The organism is Arthrobacter humicola, assembly GCF_022803015.1.
Classification (GTDB): domain Bacteria; phylum Actinomycetota; class Actinomycetes; order Actinomycetales; family Micrococcaceae; genus Arthrobacter; species Arthrobacter humicola_A.
In genome coordinates this window covers 141621-163126 of sequence record NZ_JAFKON010000006.1, presented here as the reverse complement: position 1 = coordinate 163126, position 21506 = coordinate 141621, and the positions used below count along the sequence as shown (strand labels likewise).

The 21506-nt window shown below is 61.5% G+C and carries 24 protein-coding genes; 4 read left to right on the top strand and 20 right to left on the bottom strand.

Going from position 1 to position 21506, the window contains the following annotated elements; translation table 11 throughout:
* Nucleotides 1-13: 13 nt before the first annotated feature.
* The 18 genes from ARTB_RS13520 to ARTB_RS13435 form a co-directional block, all read right to left on the bottom strand.
* The gene (locus ARTB_RS13520) at nt 14-898 is read right to left on the bottom strand and encodes a type II secretion system F family protein (protein ID WP_243181080.1); all 885 of its coding nucleotides are present in this window, start codon (nt 896-898) and stop codon (nt 14-16) included.
* A gap of 6 nt (nt 899-904) precedes the next feature.
* Complete coding sequence (locus ARTB_RS13515) at nt 905-1840, bottom strand: type II secretion system F family protein (RefSeq protein WP_279294251.1); 936 nt, start codon at nt 1838-1840, stop codon at nt 905-907.
* A 7-nt stretch (nt 1841-1847) separates the two neighbouring features.
* The gene (locus tag ARTB_RS13510) at nt 1848-3200 is read right to left on the bottom strand and encodes a CpaF family protein (protein ID WP_243181078.1); all 1353 of its coding nucleotides are present in this window, start codon (nt 3198-3200) and stop codon (nt 1848-1850) included.
* A 134-nt stretch (nt 3201-3334) separates the two neighbouring features.
* Nucleotides 3335-4528 carry an AAA family ATPase gene (locus ARTB_RS13505; RefSeq protein WP_243181077.1) on the bottom strand — a complete coding sequence of 398 codons (1194 nt, stop codon included), beginning with the start codon at nt 4526-4528 and terminating at the stop codon, nt 3335-3337.
* On the bottom strand, nt 4525-5298 hold the full coding sequence (gene cpaB, locus ARTB_RS13500) for a Flp pilus assembly protein CpaB (RefSeq protein WP_243181076.1): 774 nt from the start codon (nt 5296-5298) through the stop codon (nt 4525-4527). The genes ARTB_RS13505 and cpaB (ARTB_RS13500) overlap by 4 nt, the downstream gene beginning before the upstream one ends.
* Nucleotides 5299-5300: 2 nt before the next feature.
* Nucleotides 5301-6224, bottom strand: coding sequence for a pilus assembly protein TadG-related protein (locus tag ARTB_RS13495; RefSeq protein ID WP_243181075.1), 924 nt, complete (start codon nt 6222-6224; stop codon nt 5301-5303).
* Between the two features lie 35 nt (nt 6225-6259).
* Complete coding sequence (locus tag ARTB_RS13490; protein ID WP_243181074.1) at nt 6260-6652, bottom strand: TadE/TadG family type IV pilus assembly protein; 393 nt, start codon at nt 6650-6652, stop codon at nt 6260-6262.
* 135 nt (nt 6653-6787) lie between these two features.
* A complete protein-coding gene (locus ARTB_RS13485) occupies nt 6788-7006 on the bottom strand; it encodes a Flp family type IVb pilin (RefSeq protein ID WP_243181073.1) in 219 nt (72 codons plus the stop codon).
* 269 nt (nt 7007-7275) lie between these two features.
* Entirely contained in the window at nt 7276-8166 is an 891-nt protein-coding gene (locus ARTB_RS13480; protein WP_243181072.1) for a type II secretion system F family protein, read from the bottom strand.
* 10 nt (nt 8167-8176) lie between these two features.
* Entirely contained in the window at nt 8177-9094 is a 918-nt protein-coding gene (locus ARTB_RS13475; protein WP_243181071.1) for a type II secretion system F family protein, read from the bottom strand.
* A gap of 26 nt (nt 9095-9120) precedes the next feature.
* On the bottom strand, nt 9121-10572 hold the full coding sequence (locus ARTB_RS13470) for a CpaF family protein (protein ID WP_243181070.1): 1452 nt from the start codon (nt 10570-10572) through the stop codon (nt 9121-9123).
* On the bottom strand, nt 10572-11765 hold the full coding sequence (locus ARTB_RS13465) for an AAA family ATPase (RefSeq protein WP_243181069.1): 1194 nt from the start codon (nt 11763-11765) through the stop codon (nt 10572-10574). The genes ARTB_RS13470 and ARTB_RS13465 overlap by 1 nt, the downstream gene beginning before the upstream one ends.
* A complete protein-coding gene (cpaB, locus tag ARTB_RS13460) occupies nt 11762-12475 on the bottom strand; it encodes a Flp pilus assembly protein CpaB (RefSeq protein WP_243181154.1) in 714 nt (237 codons plus the stop codon). The genes ARTB_RS13465 and cpaB (ARTB_RS13460) overlap by 4 nt, the downstream gene beginning before the upstream one ends.
* A gap of 84 nt (nt 12476-12559) precedes the next feature.
* A complete protein-coding gene (locus tag ARTB_RS13455) occupies nt 12560-13594 on the bottom strand; it encodes a pilus assembly protein TadG-related protein (RefSeq protein ID WP_243181068.1) in 1035 nt (344 codons plus the stop codon).
* Nucleotides 13582-14025, bottom strand: a complete 444-nt coding sequence (locus tag ARTB_RS13450) for a TadE/TadG family type IV pilus assembly protein (protein WP_243181067.1) — start codon at nt 14023-14025, stop codon at nt 13582-13584. The genes ARTB_RS13455 and ARTB_RS13450 overlap by 13 nt, the downstream gene beginning before the upstream one ends.
* Nucleotides 14025-14228 (bottom strand): Flp family type IVb pilin, encoded by a 204-nt coding sequence (locus tag ARTB_RS21610; RefSeq protein ID WP_308197243.1) that lies wholly within the window; start codon nt 14226-14228, stop codon nt 14025-14027. The genes ARTB_RS13450 and ARTB_RS21610 overlap by 1 nt, the downstream gene beginning before the upstream one ends.
* A 129-nt stretch (nt 14229-14357) precedes the next feature.
* Nucleotides 14358-14549 (bottom strand): Flp family type IVb pilin, encoded by a 192-nt coding sequence (locus tag ARTB_RS13440; RefSeq protein ID WP_223980166.1) that lies wholly within the window; start codon nt 14547-14549, stop codon nt 14358-14360.
* A gap of 269 nt (nt 14550-14818) precedes the next feature.
* A complete protein-coding gene (locus tag ARTB_RS13435) occupies nt 14819-15514 on the bottom strand; it encodes a prepilin peptidase (RefSeq protein ID WP_243181066.1) in 696 nt (231 codons plus the stop codon).
* A 319-nt stretch (nt 15515-15833) separates the two neighbouring features.
* On the opposite strand from ARTB_RS13435, the gene rplM reads away from it, so the two are divergent.
* Both rplM and rpsI read left to right on the top strand, forming a co-directional pair.
* Entirely contained in the window at nt 15834-16277 is a 444-nt protein-coding gene (gene rplM, locus ARTB_RS13430; protein WP_015937805.1) for a 50S ribosomal protein L13, read from the top strand.
* Between the two features lie 36 nt (nt 16278-16313).
* Nucleotides 16314-16823 carry a 30S ribosomal protein S9 gene (gene rpsI, locus ARTB_RS13425; protein ID WP_018773707.1) on the top strand — a complete coding sequence of 170 codons (510 nt, stop codon included), beginning with the start codon at nt 16314-16316 and terminating at the stop codon, nt 16821-16823.
* Between the two features lie 83 nt (nt 16824-16906).
* Here rpsI and ARTB_RS13420 read toward each other — a convergent pair whose 3' ends face one another.
* Together ARTB_RS13420 and ARTB_RS13415 are read right to left on the bottom strand one after the other, a co-directional pair.
* Nucleotides 16907-18658 carry a glycosyltransferase family 39 protein gene (locus ARTB_RS13420; RefSeq protein WP_243181065.1) on the bottom strand — a complete coding sequence of 584 codons (1752 nt, stop codon included), beginning with the start codon at nt 18656-18658 and terminating at the stop codon, nt 16907-16909.
* 173 nt (nt 18659-18831) lie between these two features.
* Nucleotides 18832-20049: a glycosyltransferase gene (locus tag ARTB_RS13415; protein ID WP_439954131.1), complete on the bottom strand. Its 1218-nt coding sequence runs from the start codon at nt 20047-20049 to the stop codon at nt 18832-18834.
* A 157-nt stretch (nt 20050-20206) separates the two neighbouring features.
* Here ARTB_RS13415 and ARTB_RS13410 point away from each other — a divergent pair, with 157 nt between their 5' ends.
* Complete coding sequence (locus ARTB_RS13410; protein WP_243181063.1) at nt 20207-21130, top strand: hypothetical protein; 924 nt, start codon at nt 20207-20209, stop codon at nt 21128-21130.
* Between the two features lie 148 nt (nt 21131-21278).
* Nucleotides 21279-21416 (top strand): hypothetical protein, encoded by a 138-nt coding sequence (locus ARTB_RS13405; RefSeq protein WP_243181062.1) that lies wholly within the window; start codon nt 21279-21281, stop codon nt 21414-21416.
* Nucleotides 21417-21506 lie beyond the last annotated feature (90 nt).

Genomic DNA, 21506 nt, shown 5'->3' with positions numbered 1-21506 from the left:
TGCCCTCATGCAGCTATCCGCCGCTGAAGGTCGCCACGGCATTGATGACGGCGGGGCCCAGAATGGCGATGAAGAGCACGGGGAAGATGAAGAACAGCAGCGGGAACAAGATCATGACAGGGAGCTTCATTGCCTTCTCCTCGGCTCGCTGCCGACGCTTGACCCGCATGACTTTCGCCTGGATTCGAAGCACTGTGCTGACGGCGATTCCGTACGTGTCCGCCTGAACGACGGCCTGGACGAAGCTACGCAATTCCGGGATGCTGGTCCGTTCCGCGAGCGCCATGTACGACTCGCGGCGGCTCCTGCCCACTTGCATGTCTTGCAGGGTCCTGACGAGCTCCTCGGCGAGCGGTCCCTTCCCGTTTTCGCCAGCGCGCGCCATGGCTCCCTCGAACCCCAGCCCTGCTTCCACAGAAATGAGCATCTGATCCAGGGTGTTGGCCAGTTCCAGTTGCATTACCTTCTGGCGTTCCTGTCCCTTGCTGTAGAGCAGGAGGTCGGGGATGAAATAGCCGAGCAGTGCTACAAAAATTCCCACGGCCTTGAGGATCGGCATCGATCCTGAGTTGCCTAAGTAAAGGCCGACGAGCGCACCCACAAGGCCCAGCAAAGGCTTGGCCGCGAGCACGCGCCCGAGCGGCAGCGACGCCGGACGTCCCGCCAGGGACACAAGCCTGTCGAGCTTCCTGATGTAGCCGGCCGGCGTCAGCCGGTAGCCGATGCGCTCCAATAGCTTGCTTTGCTCCTGCCCGGAGGGACCGGTCGTGTCGCTGCCAAGGGCCAGGAGTTCCCGGGCTGCACGTTCGGACTTCCGGTCCACGGAGAGCCATGACCAGGCCAGGAACCCGAGCGGAAGGGACACCAGCAGTAGCGCGAGCAGAAGAATCGGGTCCATGGGGTCTCAGAACTTCAGGTCGATGATCTTGCGCATCCACAGACCACCGATAGTCATCATGACAGCAGAGGCCGCGATCATGGCCCAACCCAGCGGGTGCGAAAACATGACGTTCATGTAACCAGGGTTGACCATCATGAGCATTATTACGATGCCAAACGGCATGGCCATCAGGATGTAGGCAGAGAACTTGCCCTCCGCGGCCAGGGACTTGATGTGGCCCTTGATTTCGCTGCGCTCGCGAATCGTCTCGCTGACCTGGTCCAGGACCTCTGCTAGGTTTCCGCCCACCTCCCGGTTGATCTGGATTGCCTGCGCGATCCAGACAAAATCCTCATTCTGCATTCGTTGCGCCGTGTCATTGAGGGAGGCCAGCAGATCGCGCCCCAAACTCGTCTCCGTCACCACGCGGCGCATCTCTTCCGATGTCGGGCTTAGGGATTCCGTGGCTGCCGCGTCAATGGCGCGCAGAATGCTGTGACCGGCCCGAAGGCCGCCGGAGAGCAGCTGGAGGGTGTCTCCGAGTTGTTGATCAAACAAACTCCTGCGCTTGCCCGACAGGAAGCTCAGGACAAGGTGACCCGTCAAGGGCGCCAGCAGAATGAGAAGGATTGCCAGCAGCGGTCCCGAGATGGCGAAGCCTGTCAGCGCACCCACGAAGGCTCCCGCCAGAACCAGTACCAGGAAATCGGACTGGCTCAGTCTGAGTCCTGCGTTTTCGAGCGTCTCCCGGTTGAAGAGCCTGAGTCGCCGCTGAGCGGAGAATCGGTCCACGAGTTGGACAGCCGAACCCGCGAACCGGGTCAACGGGGAGTCGGGCTGGTTCTGGACGGGCCTCCGCCGGTCCAGCGGCACCGTGGCCTTCCTCGGGGCAAGCAACGCACCGGCAAGGAGCAGAAGCGCGGCGAAGACAAAGGCAACTCCAAGGGACAACAATGTCATGTCCTCCTCACGGTCTCAGAGCCGAGGCTGGGGGAGCGGCGAACACGCTGGGCGAAACACGAATGCCCAGATCCTCGAAGCGATCAATGAAACGCGGACGGATCCCGGTGGGGACCGGCTTGCCGAGAAAACGACCGTGAGCGTCCACACCGGCCGAGTAGTCGAAGACGAAGGCATCCTGGAGCGTGACGATGTCCCCTTCCATGCCTTGGACCTCAGTGACATGGGTGATTCGGCGGGTGCCGTCGCGGAGCCGGGAAATCTGGACGATGAGATTGACTGCCGAAGCGATCTGCTCCCGAATGGCGCGCAGCGGCAGGTCCATGCCGGCCATCAGCACCAAAGTCTCCAGACGCGCGACGGCGTCGCGGGGTGAATTCGAGTGGACCGTGGAGAGCGAGCCGTCGTGGCCAGTGTTCATGGCCTGGAGCATGTCCAGTGACTCGCCGCCGCGGACCTCGCCTACCACGATGCGGTCCGGACGCATACGCAGGGAGTTCCGCAGCAGTTCCCGGATGGTGACCTCGCCCTTGCCTTCGGTGTTCGGCGGCCGGCTTTCCAACCGCACCACGTGCCGCTGCTGGATCTGGAGTTCGACGGCGTCCTCGATCGTCACGATGCGCTCGTCAGATGGCAGGAATGATGACAGGACGTTCAGCAGCGTTGTTTTGCCAGTGCCGGTACCGCCCGACACGATGATGTTGAGCTTGGCCTTCACGCATGCATCCAGCAGCTCGGCCATTTCGGGCGTCAGCGTGCCGAACTCGATGAGGTTCCGGACTGTCAGTGGCACCTTGCTGAATTTTCGGATGGTCAGGGATGAGCCGCCCACTGCGAGCGGGGGAATGACGGCGTTGACGCGGGACCCGTCCTCGAGCCGGGCATCGACGAGGGGCGACGACTCGTCGATGCGGCGGCCCACCTTGGAAACAATGCGCTCGATGACCTTGCGAAGGTGGTCCTCGGAACTGAATCTTGACTCCGTAAACGTGAGCTTGCCGTGCCGCTCGACATAGATCTGGTCCATCCGGTTGACCATGATTTCCGTGACGGCCGGGTCGTCGAGGAGCCGCTGCAGGGGGCCGTAGCCGAGCACATCGTCTGCCACGTCGCGGACCAGCCGTGAGCGCTCCTCTGCAGAGAGCGGGACTTGCTCACCATCGACGATCCGGATGAGCTCTTCCCGTGCGGCTGAACGGAGATCTTCCTCTTTAACAGCGGAATCGTTGAAGCGGGCGCCCATCCTTTCAAACAGGGCCGTGGCGGCGCGTTCCTTGAGCGCAGCAAAGGCATCCACCGGCTGTTGGCCGCTGGAACGAAGGGCGTCTGGCTGATCCCCGAATGTAGGGGCGGACTGCATGAGGCCCGGTTGTTCAAAAGTTGAAGGCACCACAGCCGAGTGTGGATCAACGTGAGAGGCGCGGCGGCCGGCGGGTGCGGCCTTAACCTCAGGGGCAAACCCACCCTCAGCGGCGGAAAGCCGTTCGGAAAGTTTCACTGGACCACCACCCTTCGGTGCAGTTTCTTTTTCGCTCTGGCCCGCCACGCCGGATCAAACCGTTCCACGAGCTGGCGCAGGCCCTTGACCGCAGGGTCTTTGCGTCCGTCCTGAAGCACCGGTATGCCCCGGTTAGTGGAGAAGGCTACGGCCTTCGAACGGGGAATGCTGATGTCAACGGGCGCACCTATGGTCGCCTCAACGTCCTGGACGCTGAGGCCGGATTTGGAGTCTGCCATGTTCAGGACCACATGACGCGTCTCAGGCAGGACGTCCAGCCGGCCAAGGATTTCGAGGCCGGACCGGAGTCCTCGGATGCTGGGAACATCCATGGCGGTCACCCAGACAATGTCCGTGCATTGCTCCATCGCAGCCAGACCTATTTCAGGCAATCCCGGGGCTGTGTCCACGATGACGTACTGGAATTGTTCCGCGAGCTGCTGCAACATTCGGGTGACTTGCTCCGGTGTGACGAAGTCGGCTTCCACCGGACTATGCGGGGCGCAGAGCGCATAGATGTTGCCGGAATGCACGGTCAGGAAGGCCTTGAGCACTAGAGAATCGTGGCTCGCCGCGGAGGAGACGGCGTCCGTGACAGTGTGCTCCGGGTGGAGGTATAAGCCCGAGGCTACATCTCCGAACTGCAGGTCCAAGTCCACGATCACCACACTCATGGGCGCGATTTGCCCGAGTCCTATGGCGATGTTCGTGGCGATTGTCGTCTTGCCTACTCCGCCCTTGGGCGAGAAGACGCCGATCACTTGGCCACTCGAACCCCCAGGCTCCTGACCGGCCTCTGTCCTGTACTTGCTGGCAAAGGACTGGCAGGCGCGCTCCAGCAAAATCCGGATCTGGGCATCTTCGGCGTTCGGGCTGAGAAAATCCCGGATGCCGGCGCGCATGGCCAGCAAGACAATGTCTGGATCAGGTTCGCTGACCAGAATGATGCTTAACTCCGGCAATTGGACGTCAAAGACCATAGCCAGCCGCAACGCGTCTTCGAACGGCAGGTCCGGCCCAAGTATCAGCACCTCGGGGCGCTCCTGGTTAAGGTTCATGAACAGTGCCCCAGGGTCGGACGGATCGACGAAGGCGAAGGTCTGCAGGCCGCCGGGCAGACCGCCTGCCAGTGCCCGGCGAACCCGCGCGTCGAAGTCGGTATTGGGCGTGATCATCACGAAGCGGCTCATTTGTATACCTCCGGTTTCGTCATAATTCCAGGGCGGCCGCTGTCCACGGCGTTAAGCGGTTCTTTGCTGAGCCAGAGGGTGCCGAATTCGCTGCCATAGACGATCCTGCTGGCGTCCACATCGTTCACGGCCACGGTGAGGATCAGTGGCCCGGCGGGAACAGGGGGAGCCGCAGCGGGGGCCGCGGCCGAGCCGCTATCCGAGGGCTGGGGAGTTGCCGTCGGGATTGGGGCGCCCTGCACCGCGGTCAGCAGGACTTTGTGGAGGGTCAGTTGCGTCGTCTCCTTCTCCGGCGAGGCCTCGATGCCGCCGCCCTTCAGCGAGATGAAGATGCCGATGTGATCGCCGGGCGCCAGTTGGCCGCCGACGACTCGTTGGGGCTCGAGTTGGAAGGAGATTTCCTGCAAGCCCTCCGGTACAGGTATGGCGCCGCCGCTGGATTTGATGGTTTCCGGGGCGGCCAGACGCTCCGCAACGAGCTGCTCCCCGGGCAATAGGTCAACGGCGGTGACCTTTCCGGCTTGGCCGTCGAGACTGGCCAGAGCGCTCTTGGCTACAGCGGTGCCCGGGAGCTTCTGACTGGTCAGGAAGGGCAGGAGGCTCTCTACGGAGGTGCCTGCCGGCACAGGCTTTGCCACAATGAGGACGTCCAGGGGCTCAAGATTCTTCACAGCCCGCGCGTCCGCGCCGCTGGCGTAGGACACCACGAGGATGGCGCCGACGACGGCCAGGACGACCGCTGCTACTCCGGCGAGTAGTCGGGACTTCATGCTTAGGGTGCTCCAATGCTGAGGCGGACGACGGACGCACCGTAGTCCGCGGTGCCGCCGAGTTCGAGGGCTTGAGACAGGGAGACAAATTTGACGAAGTATCCGCGGATGGACTTGTTGGCAAGTCCACCAGAATTCCAGCTGTCGCTGGAAAGGCGATAGCCGGTTACGTGAAAGGCCGCAAACCCCTTGACGTAAAACTTGCCGCCGGAGCCCGTTCCCGTGGCGACAGCGTAGAGCGGAAGCAGAACCGTTTGATCTTGTAGGGCACTGATGTCCGCGGCTGAGCATACGGAGGGTCGGGGGGCGCCGGTGTCGCTGTTGAACCAGATCCCTGGGTCACTTGATGCGCCGGCGCTAATCGTGACGCTGCATTGGCTGTCTTTTACGTCGGTGATCCAGCCGAAGCCGCCAGGAATCCCGCCGCATCCGTTAACGTCCATAGTGAGGACTTGCACGAAAGTGGGGTCTGGAGAGAATTTGCATTCAGCGATCGCCAACGGCACGATCACGGTTCCCTTTGACGGGGCACCCCACTGGGCCCGAGACGTGGCACCCACCTCGGCGCTGGTGATGCCCAGGGCCCTGGCGAAGAACAGCGAAATGCTGTTGGCGGGGCTTCCCGTCTCTTTCGCCCCGGTGTTTACCGAGACGGTACCCTTGGTCTTATCGAGGGTGATGGATTTGATGTTGGTCAGGCCGTCCGCGGCGTTGCCGTTGGCCAATTTGGCGGCAAGCTCGGTGGGCCGCGGCCACGTGGCGGAGCATTCCGGATCAGCGACACTCCTGGCGCACTTCTGGGCCACCATCAGTGCCACCGCGTCCGAGCTATTCTGCAGCTGGGCCCGCTCGGCGTAGAGTACCCCGACGTCTACGGCCAGGGCGGCGAAACCCAGCAGGCATACCATCACGATGGCGACGATCACGCTGATAGCGCCACGCTGACGGGTGTCTTGACGTCCTACCCCCCGCACAGCATGGCTCCTTGGCCCTGCATGGCGAAGGGGCCGGCAATGCCAGTCATCGTGCTGAGCGTGTAGGCCACGGTCACGGACATTTGAGCTCCTGCCGAGCAGGTCTTAGCGCCGGCAGGCGTGGAGGCAGTGAAGACGATATTGTTGTCGGCCAGTACCGGTACGAGCGTTCCGAGTGCGCCCCGGACGGCACTTCGGGCAGCAGCCGGGTCGTTGCTGACTGCCATGACGCGCGCGCCTTCGCGGGCCGCATTGGAAAGAGATATCTGCACGTTATAGGCCCGGCCGAACTCCGTGATGCCAAACAGCAACAGAATCAGGACCGGCGCCAGCAGCGCAAACTCAACGGCCACAGCACCGCGTTCCGAGCGCTCGCGCATACGTCGAGACCCTTCCTTTTTGTGGAATCCTTGGCCAGTCATGGAGGACGCGCCAGGATTAGAAAATGCAGGCGGTGCGGTGAAGGGCTCCCGCCCTTCACCGCACCGCCGACTGTATCTGGGTGGCGAAGTTAGCTAGCCCGCAGCAGGCGCAGCAGGCTTTGGCAGCTTTCCGGTGATGGTGTTGAAGGCGTCGTTGATCTGGGTACCCAGCAAAGAGACGGCAACGATGATGACTACGGCGATGAGGGCGACCATGATGCCGTATTCGACAGCGGTTGCGCCCTTCTCGCTGCGAAGGCGGTCCTTGGCGGCGAAACCGAGGGTCTGGAGGGTTGCAATGAGTGAAAGCATGTGAGACTCCTGAGCGAGCGAAGGTAAGCTGGCCAATCGCCAGCTCTGCCAGAAAGCTAGCAACGCGATTCGTCAAAAGTTACGCTGCTTGCCACATCCTGTGCCAAGGCTTCCCAAACTGCACGTTTTCTGTTCATTTTCTGCGCGGATTCTGCGCTTGAACTGCGGAGGCATAAGTCGGGACACATGACGGACCCCCTCGGCTCTGGGCGCCGAGGGGGTCCTGTCTATGGGGATGAGGCCCGTGTGGCGGGCCGGGTGTGCGGGGCTTAGAACGCCCCGATGTAGTTGTTCATCACGTTGATTGCTGCGGGACCTATGACGACGATGAACAGCACAGGCAGGATGCAGAACATGAGGGGGAACAAAACCTTGACGGGCAGTTTCATTGCCTTTTCCTCGGCACGTTGCCGCCTCTTGACTCTCATCTGCTTTGCCTGGGTTCGGAGGACGCCTGCCAGCGCAATTCCGTACGTGTCTGCCTGCACCACGGACCGAACGAAGCTCCGGAGGTCCGGAACATCGGACCTTTCTGCCATGGCCAGATAGGAATCTTTGCGGCTTCGACCGATCTGCATATCTTGGAGCGTGCGAACGAGTTCTTGCGCCAGCGGGCCCTTTCCGTTCTGGCCCGCGCGTGCCATCGCCGCTTCGAATCCCAAGCCTGCTTCGACCGAAATCAGCATCTGGTCGAGGGTGTTTGGCAACTCCATCTCAATGGCCTTCTGGCGCTCCGCTCCGCGACCATGGATTAGGATGTCCGGAACGAAATAGGCGAGCACCGGCAGGAGAAGCACTAGCAGGAGAAGAATGCCGCTCGGAGACTTTGCCAGGAACAGCATGCTGACGAATGCCGCCACCAAGGCCAGGGCCGGCTTCGCAACGAGGAGACGATCGAGGGGCATGCCGGCAGGTCTCCCCGCCTTGGCAAGGAGTTTGTCCAGCCACCCTGCATAGCCCTTGGGGGTCATCCGGATGCCGAGGCCCGCCGGTCCGCGTGACTCTGCGGTCGAGGTGCTTTCCTGCGCCAAGCGAAGGCCGCGGCCGAGGTTGCCTCGAACCGCAGCCAGGCCGCCGCGGTCGACTGCGATCAGTGAAAAGATCATTGCCGAAATCGGAACGATGATGAGTCCGACCAATAACCACGCCATTACACTCACAACGAGCCTCCTAGAACTTGATCTTAACGACGCGGCTGAGCCACCAGGAGCCGAGGGCCAGCAGCACGACGGACATGCCCACCATTACCCAGCCGATGAAATTCGAGTACAGAACGGCCATGTAGCTTGGGCTCGCTGCACTGAGATACAAGAACATGCCAACCGGCAGGGCGATCAGGATGTAGGCAGAGAGCTTCCCCTCGGCGCTAAGAGCCTTAACCTGCCCTTTGATCTCAGAACGTTCCCGGATGGTTTCTCCCACATGGTCCAGAACTTCTGCCAGGTCTCCGCCCACCTCGCGGTGGATCTCTATGGCCTGCCCGGTCCAGTCGAAGTCGTCGCTCTTGAGGCGTTTGGCGGCATCAAGCATCGAGTCCTTCAAATCCCGCCCGAGGCGTGTTTCATTGACCAACCGGGCGAATTCCTCGGACGTCGGGGATTCTGCCTCCTGGGCAACTGCGTCCACGGATCGCAGAAGGCTGTGCCCGGCCCGCAACCCGCCGGCAAGCATCTGCAACGTATCCCCCAGCTGATCCTCAAATTTCGATCGTCTGCGGCCGGCGAGGATCCGCAGGAAGAGCATCGCAAGTAGAGGCGTGGCCACGAGGAATAGCAGACCCATGAGGACGCCGCCCAGAATGAACCCGACAAGGCTTGCCGTGACGCCGATGCAACAAACCAAGAGGATGAAGTCAGCCTGCCGGAGTTTAAGTCCTGCCTGCTCCAGCGATTCCCTCGTGCCGAAACGGGCATTCTTGCTGACGTTCCGATCCACGAAGGTTACGGCGTGGTCCGTCACCCGGGTCAAGAGAGAAGTTTCGTCCTTGACTCCGGGCCGCCGCCTGGACAAAGCAATTCCGGCTTTGCCCATGCCCATAGTGGAAAATAGGAGGATGCCGAGTGCCACGAGGCACAGGCCGATGCCCAAGGCGAAGAAAATGGGGCTTGTGGCGGTCACCGGTGTCCACCGCCCATGTGCACGCCGCCGAAAACAGCGGGTGAAAGCTGGATGCCCAGCTCCGCAAAATGGTCGGCAAAGCGAGGCCGGACCCCGGTGGATGTCGGGCGGCCGAGGAACCGTCCGTTAGCATCAAGGCCGGCGCTGTAGTCGAAAGTGAATGCGTCCTGCAGGGTGACGATATCCCCTTCCATTCCCTGGACCTCGGTCACGTGGGTGACACGGCGCGTCCCGTCCCTGAGCCGCGAGATATGCACGATGAGGTTTACGGCCGATGCAATCTGTTCGCGAATTGCACGCAGGGGCAGGTCCATGCCGGCCATGAGCACCAAGGTCTCAAGCCGCGCGATGGCATCTCGGGGGGAGTTGGCGTGCACGGTGGATATTGAACCGTCATGTCCGGTGTTCATTGCCTGCAACATATCGAGTGATTCGCCGCCGCGGACTTCGCCAATGACAATCCGGTCGGGCCGCATACGAAGCGAATTTCGAACCAGGTCGCGGATGGAGATCTCGCCTTTGCCCTCAATGTTGCGCGGCCGACTCTCCAGCCGCACGACGTGCTCCTGCTGCAGCTGGAGTTCCACGGCGTCTTCGATGGTGACAATCCGCTCGTCGGCCGGCAGGAAGGACGAGAGCACGTTCAGCAGTGTCGTCTTTCCGGTGCCGGTACCACCGGAGACCAGGATGTTCAGCCGGGCCTGCACACAAGCGTGCAGGAGCTCGGCCATCTCCGGCGTCAGGGTTCCGAAGGTGATCAGATTGTCGACGGTCAAAGGCGTCTGCCCGAACTTACGAATTGTCAGCGATGCCCCGTTAACTGCAAGGGGGGGAATGATCGCATTGACGCGCGAGCCGTCGGACAAACGGGCATCAACCATGGGCGACGACTCATCGATACGCCGCCCGACCTTCGTGACGATACGTTCAATGATCCGGCGCAGGTGGTCTTCCGAACTGAAGCGGGCGTTCGTGAGGTACAGTCGCCCGCCACGTTCCACGTAGACCTTGTCCGGCCCATTGACCATGATTTCCGTAACGGCCGTCTCATTCAGGAACTTCTGGAGCGGTCCGAGCCCCAGCACATCGTCCATGATCTCCTGAACGAGACGGTGCCGTTCAGGGGCAGTAAGCGGAATTTCATCTTCGTCCACGATGGCCCGAAGCTCGTCCTTGACGTAGCTTTGCAGCTCGGCCTCGTCAAGGGACGCATCAGTGATCCGGCTACCCATGCGTTCGTAGAGCGCGGTGCCCGCCCGATCCTTGACGGCGGTCAAGGCTTCGTTGGCATCTGTGCCGAGGACCTTCGGCTCGGGTGCCATGGACGGTGACTCGGCTGCCAATGCTGGCCCACTCGACCAGGGTCCGCTTGCAGCCACCGGATTCGTCGAAGCTACCGTGTCGACACCGCCGCCCCGAAGAGATTCAAAACGCTTGGTGAGGTTCATTAGACTACTGCCCTTCTGTGAAGTTTCTTGTGGGGGCGAGACTCCCAGTTGGCGCTGAACCGTTCGACAAGCTGGCGGAGGCCCTTTGTCACCGAATCCCTGGTGCCGTCCTGGAGCAGCGGCGCGCCTTTGTTCGTGGAAAATGGCACAGCGCGGGATCGCGGAAGCACCACATCCACGGGACAACCGATCGTGGCCTCAACGTCCTGCAGCGTCAGCCCCGTACGTCGATCCGCGAAATTGAGCACGACGTGGCGGTTGTCAGGTACGAGGTCGAGTTCCGCGAGGATTCCGAATCCAGTTCGAAGCCCGCGGATGCTGGGAATGTCCATGCCGCACACCCACACAGCATCAGTTGCCATTTCCAGCGTGGCCAGGACATGCTCGCCCAGGCCAGGTGCTGTATCGACCACCACGTACTTGAATTCGTTGGCCAGTTGGCTCAGGAGTCGTCCTACCTGTTCGCCCGATATCTGGTCTGCATCGGTTGGGCGCAGCGGGGCACAGAGGGCGTAGATGCCTGAGGGATGCAGCGTCAAGTAGGACTTCAGCACGACGCTGTCCAGGACTGCGGCGCCGACGACGGCATCAGCAAGTGTTCGCTCCGGTTCCAGCATGAGCCCTGAAGCAACGTCGCCGAACTGGAGGTCGAGGTCGACCACCACGACGCCCATGGGGGCCTCCTTGCCCAGCCCCACAGCGAGGTTGGTGGTGACAGTTGTCTTGCCGACCCCGCCTTTGGGCGACATGACCGCGATGATCCGGCCGCTCCTGGCCTGTCCTTCCACGGAGTTTCCCAGTCCACGGCGCCGGCCGGCTGCTGCGAGACTTGCCCGTTCCAGCAACGAGCGGATGGTGTCAACATCCGAATCCGGCTGGAGCAAATCCCTGATGCCGGCCCGCATTGCGGGAAGGGCGATGCCCTCCTCACTTTCGGTAACCAGGACAACGCTTATTTCCGGGTATTGGAGGTCGAAGAGACTGGCCAGACGGATGGAGTCCTCTGTCTGCAAACCGGGGCCAAGCAGAATGACTTCCGCAGGGTCGCCGCTCAGGACCCGGAGCAGGTCATCGGGACCCTGGGGGAGGCTGTCGGCCACGATCGCGTGGAACGTGCCATGCAGTCCTGAGGCTGCCTGCCTCACACGGCGTTCAAACCCTGGATCTGAGGTGATCAGTACGAAGCGGCTCATCGGTACAGTCCCGGCTTCTTGACCACGACGGGGGCGCCCTCTGTGGCGGTGGATGGCTCCTTTGTGAGCCATAGGCTCCCAAAGTGGGCACCGAACGCGATTTTCGCGGAATCGGCGTCGTTGCGGGCAAACGTGACGATCAGCTGTCCCGTAGGCAGTTCCGTGTTCGCCTGCGTTGCGGGGTCACTGGCGGTTGACGCCTTCGCCGTCGACCGCTGAACACTGGTGACCAGAACCTTGTGGAAGACCTCCTGGCCGGTTTCGACATCGGGGGAGTCCTTCAGCGCGCCCTTGTCGAAGAGGACGACGATGCCCACGGTGTCGCCGGCCGCGATGCGTCCGCCCACCACCCGCTGAGCTTCCAGCTGCACTGAGATTTCCTGCATCCCATTGGGGACAGGGACGGAGCCTGGCGCTGAGAGGCTCTCAGGGTCGGCCAATCGGGCGCCCAGCAGGGGCTCTCCGGGCAGCAGCTCTACACCTGCGACCTTTCCGTTTAGTCCGTCGAGGCTTTTGAGTGCTCCATTGGGAACGGAAGCCGCCGGAAGCGATGTCAGCTTGACGGCGGATTTGATCTTTTCAACATCGGATCCCCTGGGGATCTGCTCCTGAACTACCAGTACCTCGACGGGCTGCAGGTCCTGTTGGGCCCTGGCTTCTGATGCTTGAACATATGAGACCAATAGCAGAGTGCCAACGATTGCCAGCACAAGTGCGACGATGCCTCCCAGTAGGCGAGTTTTCACTGTGACTTTCTCCTTTTGCCGAATAGAACTCGTTTTGCGTGGTCGTTGCTACTTGGAGAGTTGGACCCCCAGCGCTCCGTAGGTTGTCGGGCCGCCCATGGCTGCTGCTTCGGCCAGGGTGACTTTTTTGATGAATCGCCCAAAAATTCCGTTGTCGCTGTTCTTGAGCTTCAGTGATTTGGACAGTGTGGTTGCCTCTGCAGTCATGAAGTCCCCGGGCAGCGAGCTGCCACCTTTCAAATTCCATCCCCGAAGGGATATTTGGGCGAAGGCCTCGATGTGGAATTCTGCGCCGGCTCCAATGCCACGGACGTCGTCAAAGATCGGCACGAGTATGTCCACGGTTTTCGAAGGATCAGCCAGAACGGCCCCCCAATTGTTCAGAGCGGTGGCACAATCACTGTCATAGTTTTGGCCGGTATTGGTTCCCACCCACGGATTCAGGATGTCCACGGTCACCTTGCATACCCCTGGGGTGTGATCTAGCCAGCCGAACCCTCCGGGAACTTCAAGCCCCGATGAGGAAGTCGTTATGCATTCATAACCGGGATCGTCTGCCAAAGAATTGCCGTGCTCCGGGAAGAACTGCAGACCCTTTGTAAACCCTGGATCCGCCTCACATTTGGAGAACGAAAGCGGAAGCACATTGCCAGTCGAGTAACCACCAAACTTCGCCTCTGCCGAGGCCTGGATGTCGGTAACCTGGATGCCCAGCACGCGTGCGAAAACGAGTGAAAAGTGATTGTTTCCCGAGGAATCCTGGGCCTGGGTTGTGACGTTCACCGTGCCGGCACCAACCGCGGCACTGAGTACGTTGGTGTGCCCGTCGAGGGCGTTGCCATCTGCAAATCCCGTTGCGTAGGACATAGGCGCGGTACAGGACGCATCCGTAGGTGTCTTGGCGCAGGATTCTGCAATGGCCAAGGCGGCGGAGTCCGCACCATTTTGCAGCTGCGCATGTTCGGAATACATCGTTGCGACATCAACTGCGAAGGCCGCCATTCCAAGCATCGCCACCATGAGGATCGCGGTCAGGGGTGCAATGACACCTCGTTCGGGATCATCGCGCCTCAGCCGCCGCATCGCATTACACCTTTACTGGAGATGTTGAGGCTGGCTGGCATGCCCGGGATGAGTGCGGGAAATCCAGTCATGTAGGGCGTGGCCACGTTAACTGTGACAAAAACGCTGTCGCCAGCTGCGCAAGCGCCGCCGCCGGAGTACGAAATGTTGATGTTCCCAGGTGCCAGGGCCGCGGTTGGTGCAGCGCTGACGCCTACATCCTGGGCGGATGCCGTGCTGAAGCCGGCGTCGGCGTAGTGAATCGCCGTATACCGTGCAGTCTCCCGGGCGGCCTCTGAGAGCGACACCTGGATGTTATATGCCCTGCTGAATTCGACGATTCCCAAGACGAGAACGAGGAAGATCGGCAGAACCAGCGCGAACTCGACTGCGACCGCGCCCTTTTCCTTTTCGGATCCGGGGCGTACGGCCGCCCGATGCCGGGCAGTCATCAGAGACCGTCAACTACGGATTGAAAGCCAGGAATTAGCTGACCTCCAAGAGTGCCGACAATGCCTATGATCACCGCAGCGATGAGTGCCACCAAAAGGCCGTATTCGACCGCAGTCGCTCCCGCTTCGCTTGAAAGTTTTCCCCATCGGCCGGCTCCCGCCGCCCGCCGCAGGGTCAAGCTATATCTACTGAGACCTTTCACAACTCCTCCAACACTTGAGACCTGGCACAACCGTGATAATCGAAAAGCCCAGGGCCGGAGGCGATGGCAGCGGAGCTATCGCCCGAACTACCTCCGCCCCCCGCCCTGGGCTTTTCTGCATGTGCGCGGCTAGAGCTTGCCCGAGATCGTGGTGAACGCGGTGTTGATCTGAGTGCCGAGCGTTACGACGACGCCGATGATTACTGCCGCGATGAGCGCCACGAGCAGCCCGTATTCAACAGCCGTTGCGCCCTTCTCGGAGGAGAGGCGATCCTTGGCGCCGGCGATGAAAGCGAGCATTGAGACCATGAGACCAGTCATTTTATTTGTCCTTTTCAGAGTTTCGAATGTGAAACGAAATTCCAGCAAATCCCCTTTTGCTAAACCCCCTGGAGTTCCGCTGAGACAACATTTGCATGGCGATTAAGGCCCCTGCAATGGCGCGGGATACTCGACTTTTTGAAGGAAATTTGGGGCACCACCTGCCCACAAATGAGAGGTGTACTCAGTTTTCAAGTAGGAGCAGGGCTCGACTACTTGGTTTGATAAGCCGTCTTACTTAATTCGCGTCCCACGGGGACGTAGACCACTTAGGGGAGCAGCAGGATAATTGCCAGGCCGGCAGCCAGCATCGAGGGCCCGTAGGGGACTTCCTTCTGCTTGTTTCCGCGGTTCTTGAGGACCAGGAGCAGGGGAGCGACGCCACCTGCGACGAACCCCAGAGCTCCGCCATAGAACAAGTGGGACCAGCCTAGGTAGCCCAAGTACAGGCCAAGTGGTGCAGCAAGCTTCACATCGCCCATTCCGAGGCCGTTTCGGCTGGTCAGGGCAAGAAAAAGGTACAAAACGAACAATATTAAGGCGCCGGCCATCCCGCGCAGTAGGCTACCTACCTCGCCGGACACCCCTGCAGCGGCTCCGAGTAGCACGATTCCGGCCGCCAGCAGGGGCAGGACCATCCGGTTGGGCAGCAGGTGGTGCTGCAGGTCGATCCGTGCCAGCTGGACGCCGGCCACTGCCAGCAGGATGTACGCAAATAGCTCGGGGGAGAGCCCGAAGCGCCAGGCCAGCATGGTGGACAGCGCGAACGTGGCTGCCGCCGTCGTAATTCTCATGCGTACAGTCAGGGGTCCGCCAAGGCGGGGGAGCGTGCGCCGGATAAGGAGTTCGGCCAGCAGGGACAGGCATGCGCCGGCGAGGCCAACACCCGCCATGAAAAGGACGCCAGTGAACGATCCGGAGGGCTGTGCAAGCAGCAGGGAGCCGGCGGCGGCGGGATCGGACACGGTTCCTCCAAGGATGCGACGGGCCGGCACAGGACACTCTGCGAAGCAGAGAGCAAACAGGATGCATCCGGACACCCCATTTTGACCCAAGAGGCCGTGATCGGCTATTCTTGGTAGTCGTTGTGCGTGTCCTATCTCGATGGTGCGTGCCCGCTTGAGAATCCGGTTGCAGGATAGCTACTCAACGTGCACATTCGAGACTTCAGGATGACTGGTTACATGGAGCCCTCACCTCTGTTCCGGTAGCGCATAGATAGTAGGTGCACCGTAAGAGTGACGCCTAAAACAAGAACGCCAGAACAAGAACGAGGCAAACACCGTGCGTACGTACACCCCGAAGCCCGGCGATATCAACCGCCAGTGGCACGTCATTGACGCCACCGACGTTGTCCTTGGTCGTCTTGCCAGCCAGACCGCAATCCTGCTGCGCGGCAAGCACAAGGCCACCTTTGCGTCCCACATGGACATGGGCGACTTCGTCATCATCATCAACGCTGAAAAGGTTGCCCTCACCGGCGCCAAGCTGGAGCAGAAGCGCGCATACCGCCACTCCGGCTACCCGGGCGGCCTGACCTCCGTCAACTACGCGGAGCTGCTTGAGTCCAACCCGGTTCGCGCCGTGGAGAAGGCCATCAAGGGCATGCTCCCGAAGAACTCCCTCGCTGCACAGCAGCTGGGCAAGCTGAAGGTGTACCGCGGTGCAGAGCACCCCCACGCCGCCCAGCAGCCCAAGACTTTCGAAATCACCCAGGTCGCCCAGTAGTCCTGGCCACCAACCAACTTTTTATCAAGGAGAATCGTGGCTCAGAACGAAGAACTGACCACCGAAGCCGTTGAGGCTGAGGAAAACCTGACCAGCTACACCTCGGAGAGCGGTGCTGCGGAAGCAGCTGCGCCGAAGAAGGAACGCCCGGCACTGACCGTTGCCGGCGCTGCAGTTGGCCGTCGTAAGGAAGCCGTTGCACGCGTTCGCGTTGTGCCCGGCTCCGGCAAGTGGACCATCAACGGCCGCGAGCTGGCGAACTACTTCCCGAACAAGCTGCACCAGCAGGACGTCAACGAGCCCTTCAAGATCCTCGATCTTGACGGCGCCTACGACGTCATCGCCCGCATCCATGGTGGCGGTATTTCCGGCCAGGCCGGTGCCCTGCGCCTCGGCATCGCCCGTTCACTGAACGAGATCGACACCGAGAACAACCGCGCCACCCTGAAGAAGGCCGGTTACCTGCGCCGTGACGCCCGCGTCATCGAGCGTAAGAAGGCCGGTCTCAAGAAGGCCCGTAAGGCTCAGCAGTACTCGAAGCGTTAATCCCGCTTCCAAGCGCTTCTGGCGCTTGCACGAAAGCCCGTTCCGCCACTCGGCGGGGCGGGCTTTCGCCGTTTCAAGAGCTCTTATTTGGCGAGTTGAAAGTACTGTGCCCCGTCGACATCCTCGGCTACGAATCGCTGCCTCACCCATTCGACGATTCGAGCTGACTCGCCGCGGCCTTCCAAGGTCTGCGGCGGCAGGTTCTGTACGACTAATGATCCCACTCGTCCTTCCGCGACGAGTACCTCGAACTGTTCCAGGGTCGGGAACGGATCCGTCCCGTCGAACCCACCCAGCGGCAGCACCGCATGACCGGATTCGAGCTGATAGTTGGCGGAAGTCTCGGATCCGACTATGGCAGCCGCCCACGTCGTGGACGCCGGCTGGTTGCTCAAGCGCTCAAGTACGCCGGCCGACGGCAGATCACCGTACATGACGGCCAAGTAACTCGGGTGAGTGTCCGGAGACGCGCGATTGCGCTCGTCGGTGCGCATGCCGAGGATACTGGGCCCAGCAACCACTCCGGCCCCGATGTGGGGGGCCAGGACCGTGTTCAGCGACCACAGCAGGGGCCCAAGGAACAACGCAGCAAGCAGGAACACTGCGCTTGCCCGTGCCACTGCGGGTTTTGGTGCAGGGATAAGGACTCCGGCGATCGCGATGCCCCAAATTAGCAGCATGACGTAGGGCAAACCCGGGAAATCCGCCGTCGAACGGGCCGCGGTGACATAGGCAAAGATCATGCTCGCTGTCAGCGTGATAATGGCTGCCCAACGCGTGCGGGGGGCGGCGAGCCCATGCAGAAAGTACACCAGGGCAACGGCCGCCAGGCAGCACATGGGCGGGACAGCGGTCAGGACGTAATACGGGTGCACGATTCCAGACATGAAGGCGAGAACGGTGGCGGAGCAGGCGAACCACACGCAGCAAAGCACGAGGAGCGCACTTGCGGCGCGGGGCACTCGGCGCCGGACGATGCACCAGAGTCCAATGCAGAGACCCGCTGCAGCCAACGGGAGGAACCACCCGCTCTGTCCGGAGAACTGTGGCTGGAGGAAGCGCTGGAAGCCGACATCGAGTTGGTCGGCCGCGCCCGTGATACCCGCCGCCATGGTTCTGCTGGCGTCTTCCCCGGTCAGGCGGTCGAGCCCGTTATAGCCCAAGGTGAGCTCCACGACGCTGTTCTTCCTGGAGCCGCCGATGAACGGTCGTCGGGCCGGGTCCGTGATTTGAACTAACAGGAACCACCAGCCGCCTGCCACCGCGGCCGCGCCGAGGGCAGCGAGAAGATGCAGGCACCGCTTGAATACTGAGGCGCGCGAGAACAGAAAGTATGCTGCCGCAATGGAAGGCAGCAGAAGCAGGACCTGAAGCTGTTTCGTGAGAAGAGCCAGGCCAGTGAGCAGGCCGGCCAGCAGCAGCCATCTAACTTGGCCACCATCGATGGATTCCAGGGCAAGAAAGGCAATTCCAATCATGAGCAGCGTCAGGAGCGCATCAGGGTTGTTGTAACGAAACATGACTGTAGAGACGGGCATGACGGCCATAAATGCAGCGGCCAGCAGGCCCACAGCTGAATTGAAGCGTTTTTGGACCATTCGGTAGAGAAGATAGACGCCAGCTACGCCCATGAGCGCCTGCGGAAGCAAAAGGCTCCAGGAGTTGAGTCCGAACACGCGGACGGATAGCGACATGACCCAGATGCTGAGAGGGGGTTTGTCCACGGTGATCGCATTCCCCGGATCGGAGGCGCCGAAGAGAAGTGCCGTCCAATCGAGGGATCCAGACATGGCAGCCGCAGAGTAGTAGGAGTTCGCCCACCCGTTGCGATCCAAGCCCCATGTGTAGAGCAACGCTGTGAGCGCCAGCAGGGCCAACAGAGCAGGACGTTGCCACCGGCCGCTGTGGAACAGCGTGCGTGGCCACTCGGCCAGGAGACCCCTGTCTAAAGCTGATGTTCGCTCGCTACGGACAAGCGCGGGCTTCAGTGAGCGGGTGTGCGCGGAGTTCAAAGCGCAGGTCCCTCAACCGGCTGGGGGGAGATACGAGCGCCGCGTTGGGCGATATGACCGACCCTGAAAACCCAAGCCCGAAGCAGGACAAACCTGAGGAGGGTGGCCACAATGTTGGCACCAGTCAGGACCAGGAGCTCGTGGCTCGGAGCGGCATCGACACTGACGGCATGAAGAATCATCAGCGAGGAGGAAGTGATGGTCCAAGCAAGGAGGAAGACCACAAGTCCTTGGAATTGCTGAGTGAAGAGCCTCACCGGACCACGGATGCCAAACGTGAACCGGCGGTTGGCTGCAGTATTACCGACGGCGGTCAAAAGCAGTGCTATGAAGTTCGCCTGTTGGGCGCCAAAGGGAGCTTGAAGGGTCAGATAGAGCAAGGCAAAGGCGATGGTGGAAGCCCCGCCCACCAATCCGAACCGCAGCACCTGCCCGAAGAAGCTCGGCCGCCGCGGAGCCACGATGGGCCGGCGCCCCAGCTCTGCGTAGATTGCCTGGACAGGAATGCTTCCCTTCAAAAGCGAGCCTGCTACGCGGACCAAGCCCCGGAGATCATCCACGGCCGTCTGCCTGATATCAACTCTGCTGTCGGGATCGTCAACCCAGTCCACGGGAATTTCATGGATCCGCAGGCCGGAGCGCTCGGCAATGATCAACAACTCCGTGTCGAAAAACCAGCCATTGTCCTCAATGTGGGGAAGGATCCGCTTGGCGACATCCGCTCGGATGGCTTTGAAACCGCATTGGGCATCTGAGAATCTCACCTGCATGGTCCGTCTGAGCAGAAAATTGTAGGAGCGTGAAATGAACTCGCGCTTCGGGCCGCGGCTGACCCTGGAACTCTGCCCCAGCCTGGTCCCGATGGAAACATCCGAATGGCCCGACAACAGCGGCGCCACAAGTGGTGGCAGCGCGGCCAGGTCCGTTGACAGATCGACATCGAGATAGGCCAAGACCTTGGCTGAGGATGCGCCCCAAGCGTCCCTCAGCGCGAACCCGCGTCCCTTGACCTCGAGTCTGCGGTGAATCACATTCGGCAGCTGCTCCGCCAAGCGCTGGGCAATACTCGAAGTATTGTCCGTGCTGGCATTGTCCGCGATGGTGATTTGCCATGTCGAAGGCATTTCTTGCAATAAGTAATTCGCGAGCTTTGTGATGCTTTTTTCGAGTACCGCCTGTTCATTAAAGACCGGTACCACAATTTCAAGCGCCAAGCCCCCAGAGCTAGGTGTCATGCCACGAAGCCTAAACGCATCCTGGAAAAGGCAGTAGGTGTTTGGGGAAAATAGAGTACAAGAAACCTCAAAACCAAGTAGTCGACCGATCTTTCAGTCGAATGTGGGTCGGCCCGGGCCGGGTTGAGTCCCCCGAATGTTGGCAGAGGAATGGGGTATCTTCGCCGAAGAGCAGTTGCACCGCGTGAACGAGGGGGATCGTATGCCGGAGCCCGGCGTCGAGGTTGTGTGGGGCGCGTTATCGAGGACCTGGCGGAAGGCCCAGTACGAGGAGTTGTGGCTTCAGTTTCGGCCCAGCGGTTCCAAGGACGTCTTTGATGCCGTCGACGTCGCGGTTCAGGTCGCGAACCAGGAAGTCGAGGACGCCGGGTGGGGCGACGCTGTCTTCACCGAGGGCGTCTCGGACTCGGACGCCGGACCGGTGGCGCTTATGAGCAGGGCCGGACCGGAGGAGGGCGTGCGCGCCTGGCTGGATGCCTTCGCCCGGCATTTGCAGGCACTCGGGATGTCCGGGCGGGTCACGGTCGCGCCGGAGGCGTTTTTCCCGGACTGGTTGAGCGGCGAAGTCGAGCTGCCGCGGCAGCTGACGGCGTCCGTGTCTTACCAGACCATTGACCTGGCCCTGCCGGAGACAGACGAACAGCAGCGTGGCTGGCATGTCGCGGCCGCCGTGACGGCGAAGGGGGCAGATGCCGCTACGGCGTGGGGCCGGTTCAGCGGTGCGGACGTGTACCTGCTGCGCAACATTCACCAGACCCTACGCAGAACCCCGACGTGGGTCCGGCGATGGCGGCCGCTGCCGCGAAATTCGGACAGGCTGGCGCGACGTATCTGCGGTCGGAGCCGCGCCGGTTGGCCTGGGCGTCGCTTGGCACCCTGGGCCGGCCCTGCTATGAGGTCATGGATGACACGGCCTCCTGGAAGAACTGGCTTGCGCAAGTCACCCGGGCGACGGTCGCGTTCCCCGGGGACACCGATCTGGCGTTTGCGCAGTACGCCAATCCCCTCAGCAGCACCTGGAGCGAGCTTGCCGTCGTCAGACCGCCACTGCCGTACGTGAAGGAATACCAGATCCGCTACAACAGGCACCTGGATGCGCAGTACATCGCCGACGAGCACGGGCTCCAGCTCCTCACCGACGCCCATCTGGCGCAAGCGAACGACCTGTCCGACTGGATCATCGAACCTCTCGGCGGGGGAAAGCACTCGTGCGGGCCAAAGACCTGGAGCCCTGCTACGCCAACATCGACCCCGACCCGGCAACACTCGCGAAGGCGCGCGCCGACTTCGGAGGCATGCTCCTCACCCCGGAGATCATCGCGGACAACCCGCCACCCTGGCGCTGACCAAACGATGGCGTGTGGCCGGGACGATCGCGGAGAAAAATGATCGCCACGGGCGCACCACCGCGTACGGCCGGCCATCGACTAAACTTG

Bases quoted from the DNA above. Each gene is read 5' to 3' on its own strand.
- ARTB_RS13520 (WP_243181080.1), bottom strand. From the start codon at position 898: ATGGACCCGATTCTTCTGCTCGCGCTACTGCTGGTGTCCCTTCCGCTC.
- ARTB_RS13515 (WP_279294251.1), bottom strand. From the start codon at position 1,840: ATGACATTGTTGTCCCTTGGAGTTGCCTTTGTCTTCGCCGCGCTTCTG.
- ARTB_RS13510 (WP_243181078.1), bottom strand. From the start codon at position 3,200: ATGCAGTCCGCCCCTACATTCGGGGATCAGCCAGACGCCCTTCGTTCC.
- ARTB_RS13505 (WP_243181077.1), bottom strand. From the start codon at position 4,528: ATGAGCCGCTTCGTGATGATCACGCCCAATACCGACTTCGACGCGCGG.
- cpaB (WP_243181076.1), bottom strand. From the start codon at position 5,298: ATGAAGTCCCGACTACTCGCCGGAGTAGCAGCGGTCGTCCTGGCCGTC.
- ARTB_RS13490 (WP_243181074.1), bottom strand. From the start codon at position 6,652: ATGCGCGAGCGCTCGGAACGCGGTGCTGTGGCCGTTGAGTTTGCGCTG.
- ARTB_RS13485 (WP_243181073.1), bottom strand. From the start codon at position 7,006: ATGCTTTCACTCATTGCAACCCTCCAGACCCTCGGTTTCGCCGCCAAG.
- ARTB_RS13470 (WP_243181070.1), bottom strand. From the start codon at position 10,572: ATGAACCTCACCAAGCGTTTTGAATCTCTTCGGGGCGGCGGTGTCGAC.
- ARTB_RS13465 (WP_243181069.1), bottom strand. From the start codon at position 11,765: ATGAGCCGCTTCGTACTGATCACCTCAGATCCAGGGTTTGAACGCCGT.
- ARTB_RS13455 (WP_243181068.1), bottom strand. From the start codon at position 13,594: ATGCGGCGGCTGAGGCGCGATGATCCCGAACGAGGTGTCATTGCACCC.
- ARTB_RS13450 (WP_243181067.1), bottom strand. From the start codon at position 14,025: ATGACTGCCCGGCATCGGGCGGCCGTACGCCCCGGATCCGAAAAGGAA.
- ARTB_RS13440 (WP_223980166.1), bottom strand. From the start codon at position 14,549: ATGACTGGTCTCATGGTCTCAATGCTCGCTTTCATCGCCGGCGCCAAG.
- ARTB_RS13410 (WP_243181063.1), top strand. From the start codon at position 20,207: ATGTTGGCAGAGGAATGGGGTATCTTCGCCGAAGAGCAGTTGCACCGC.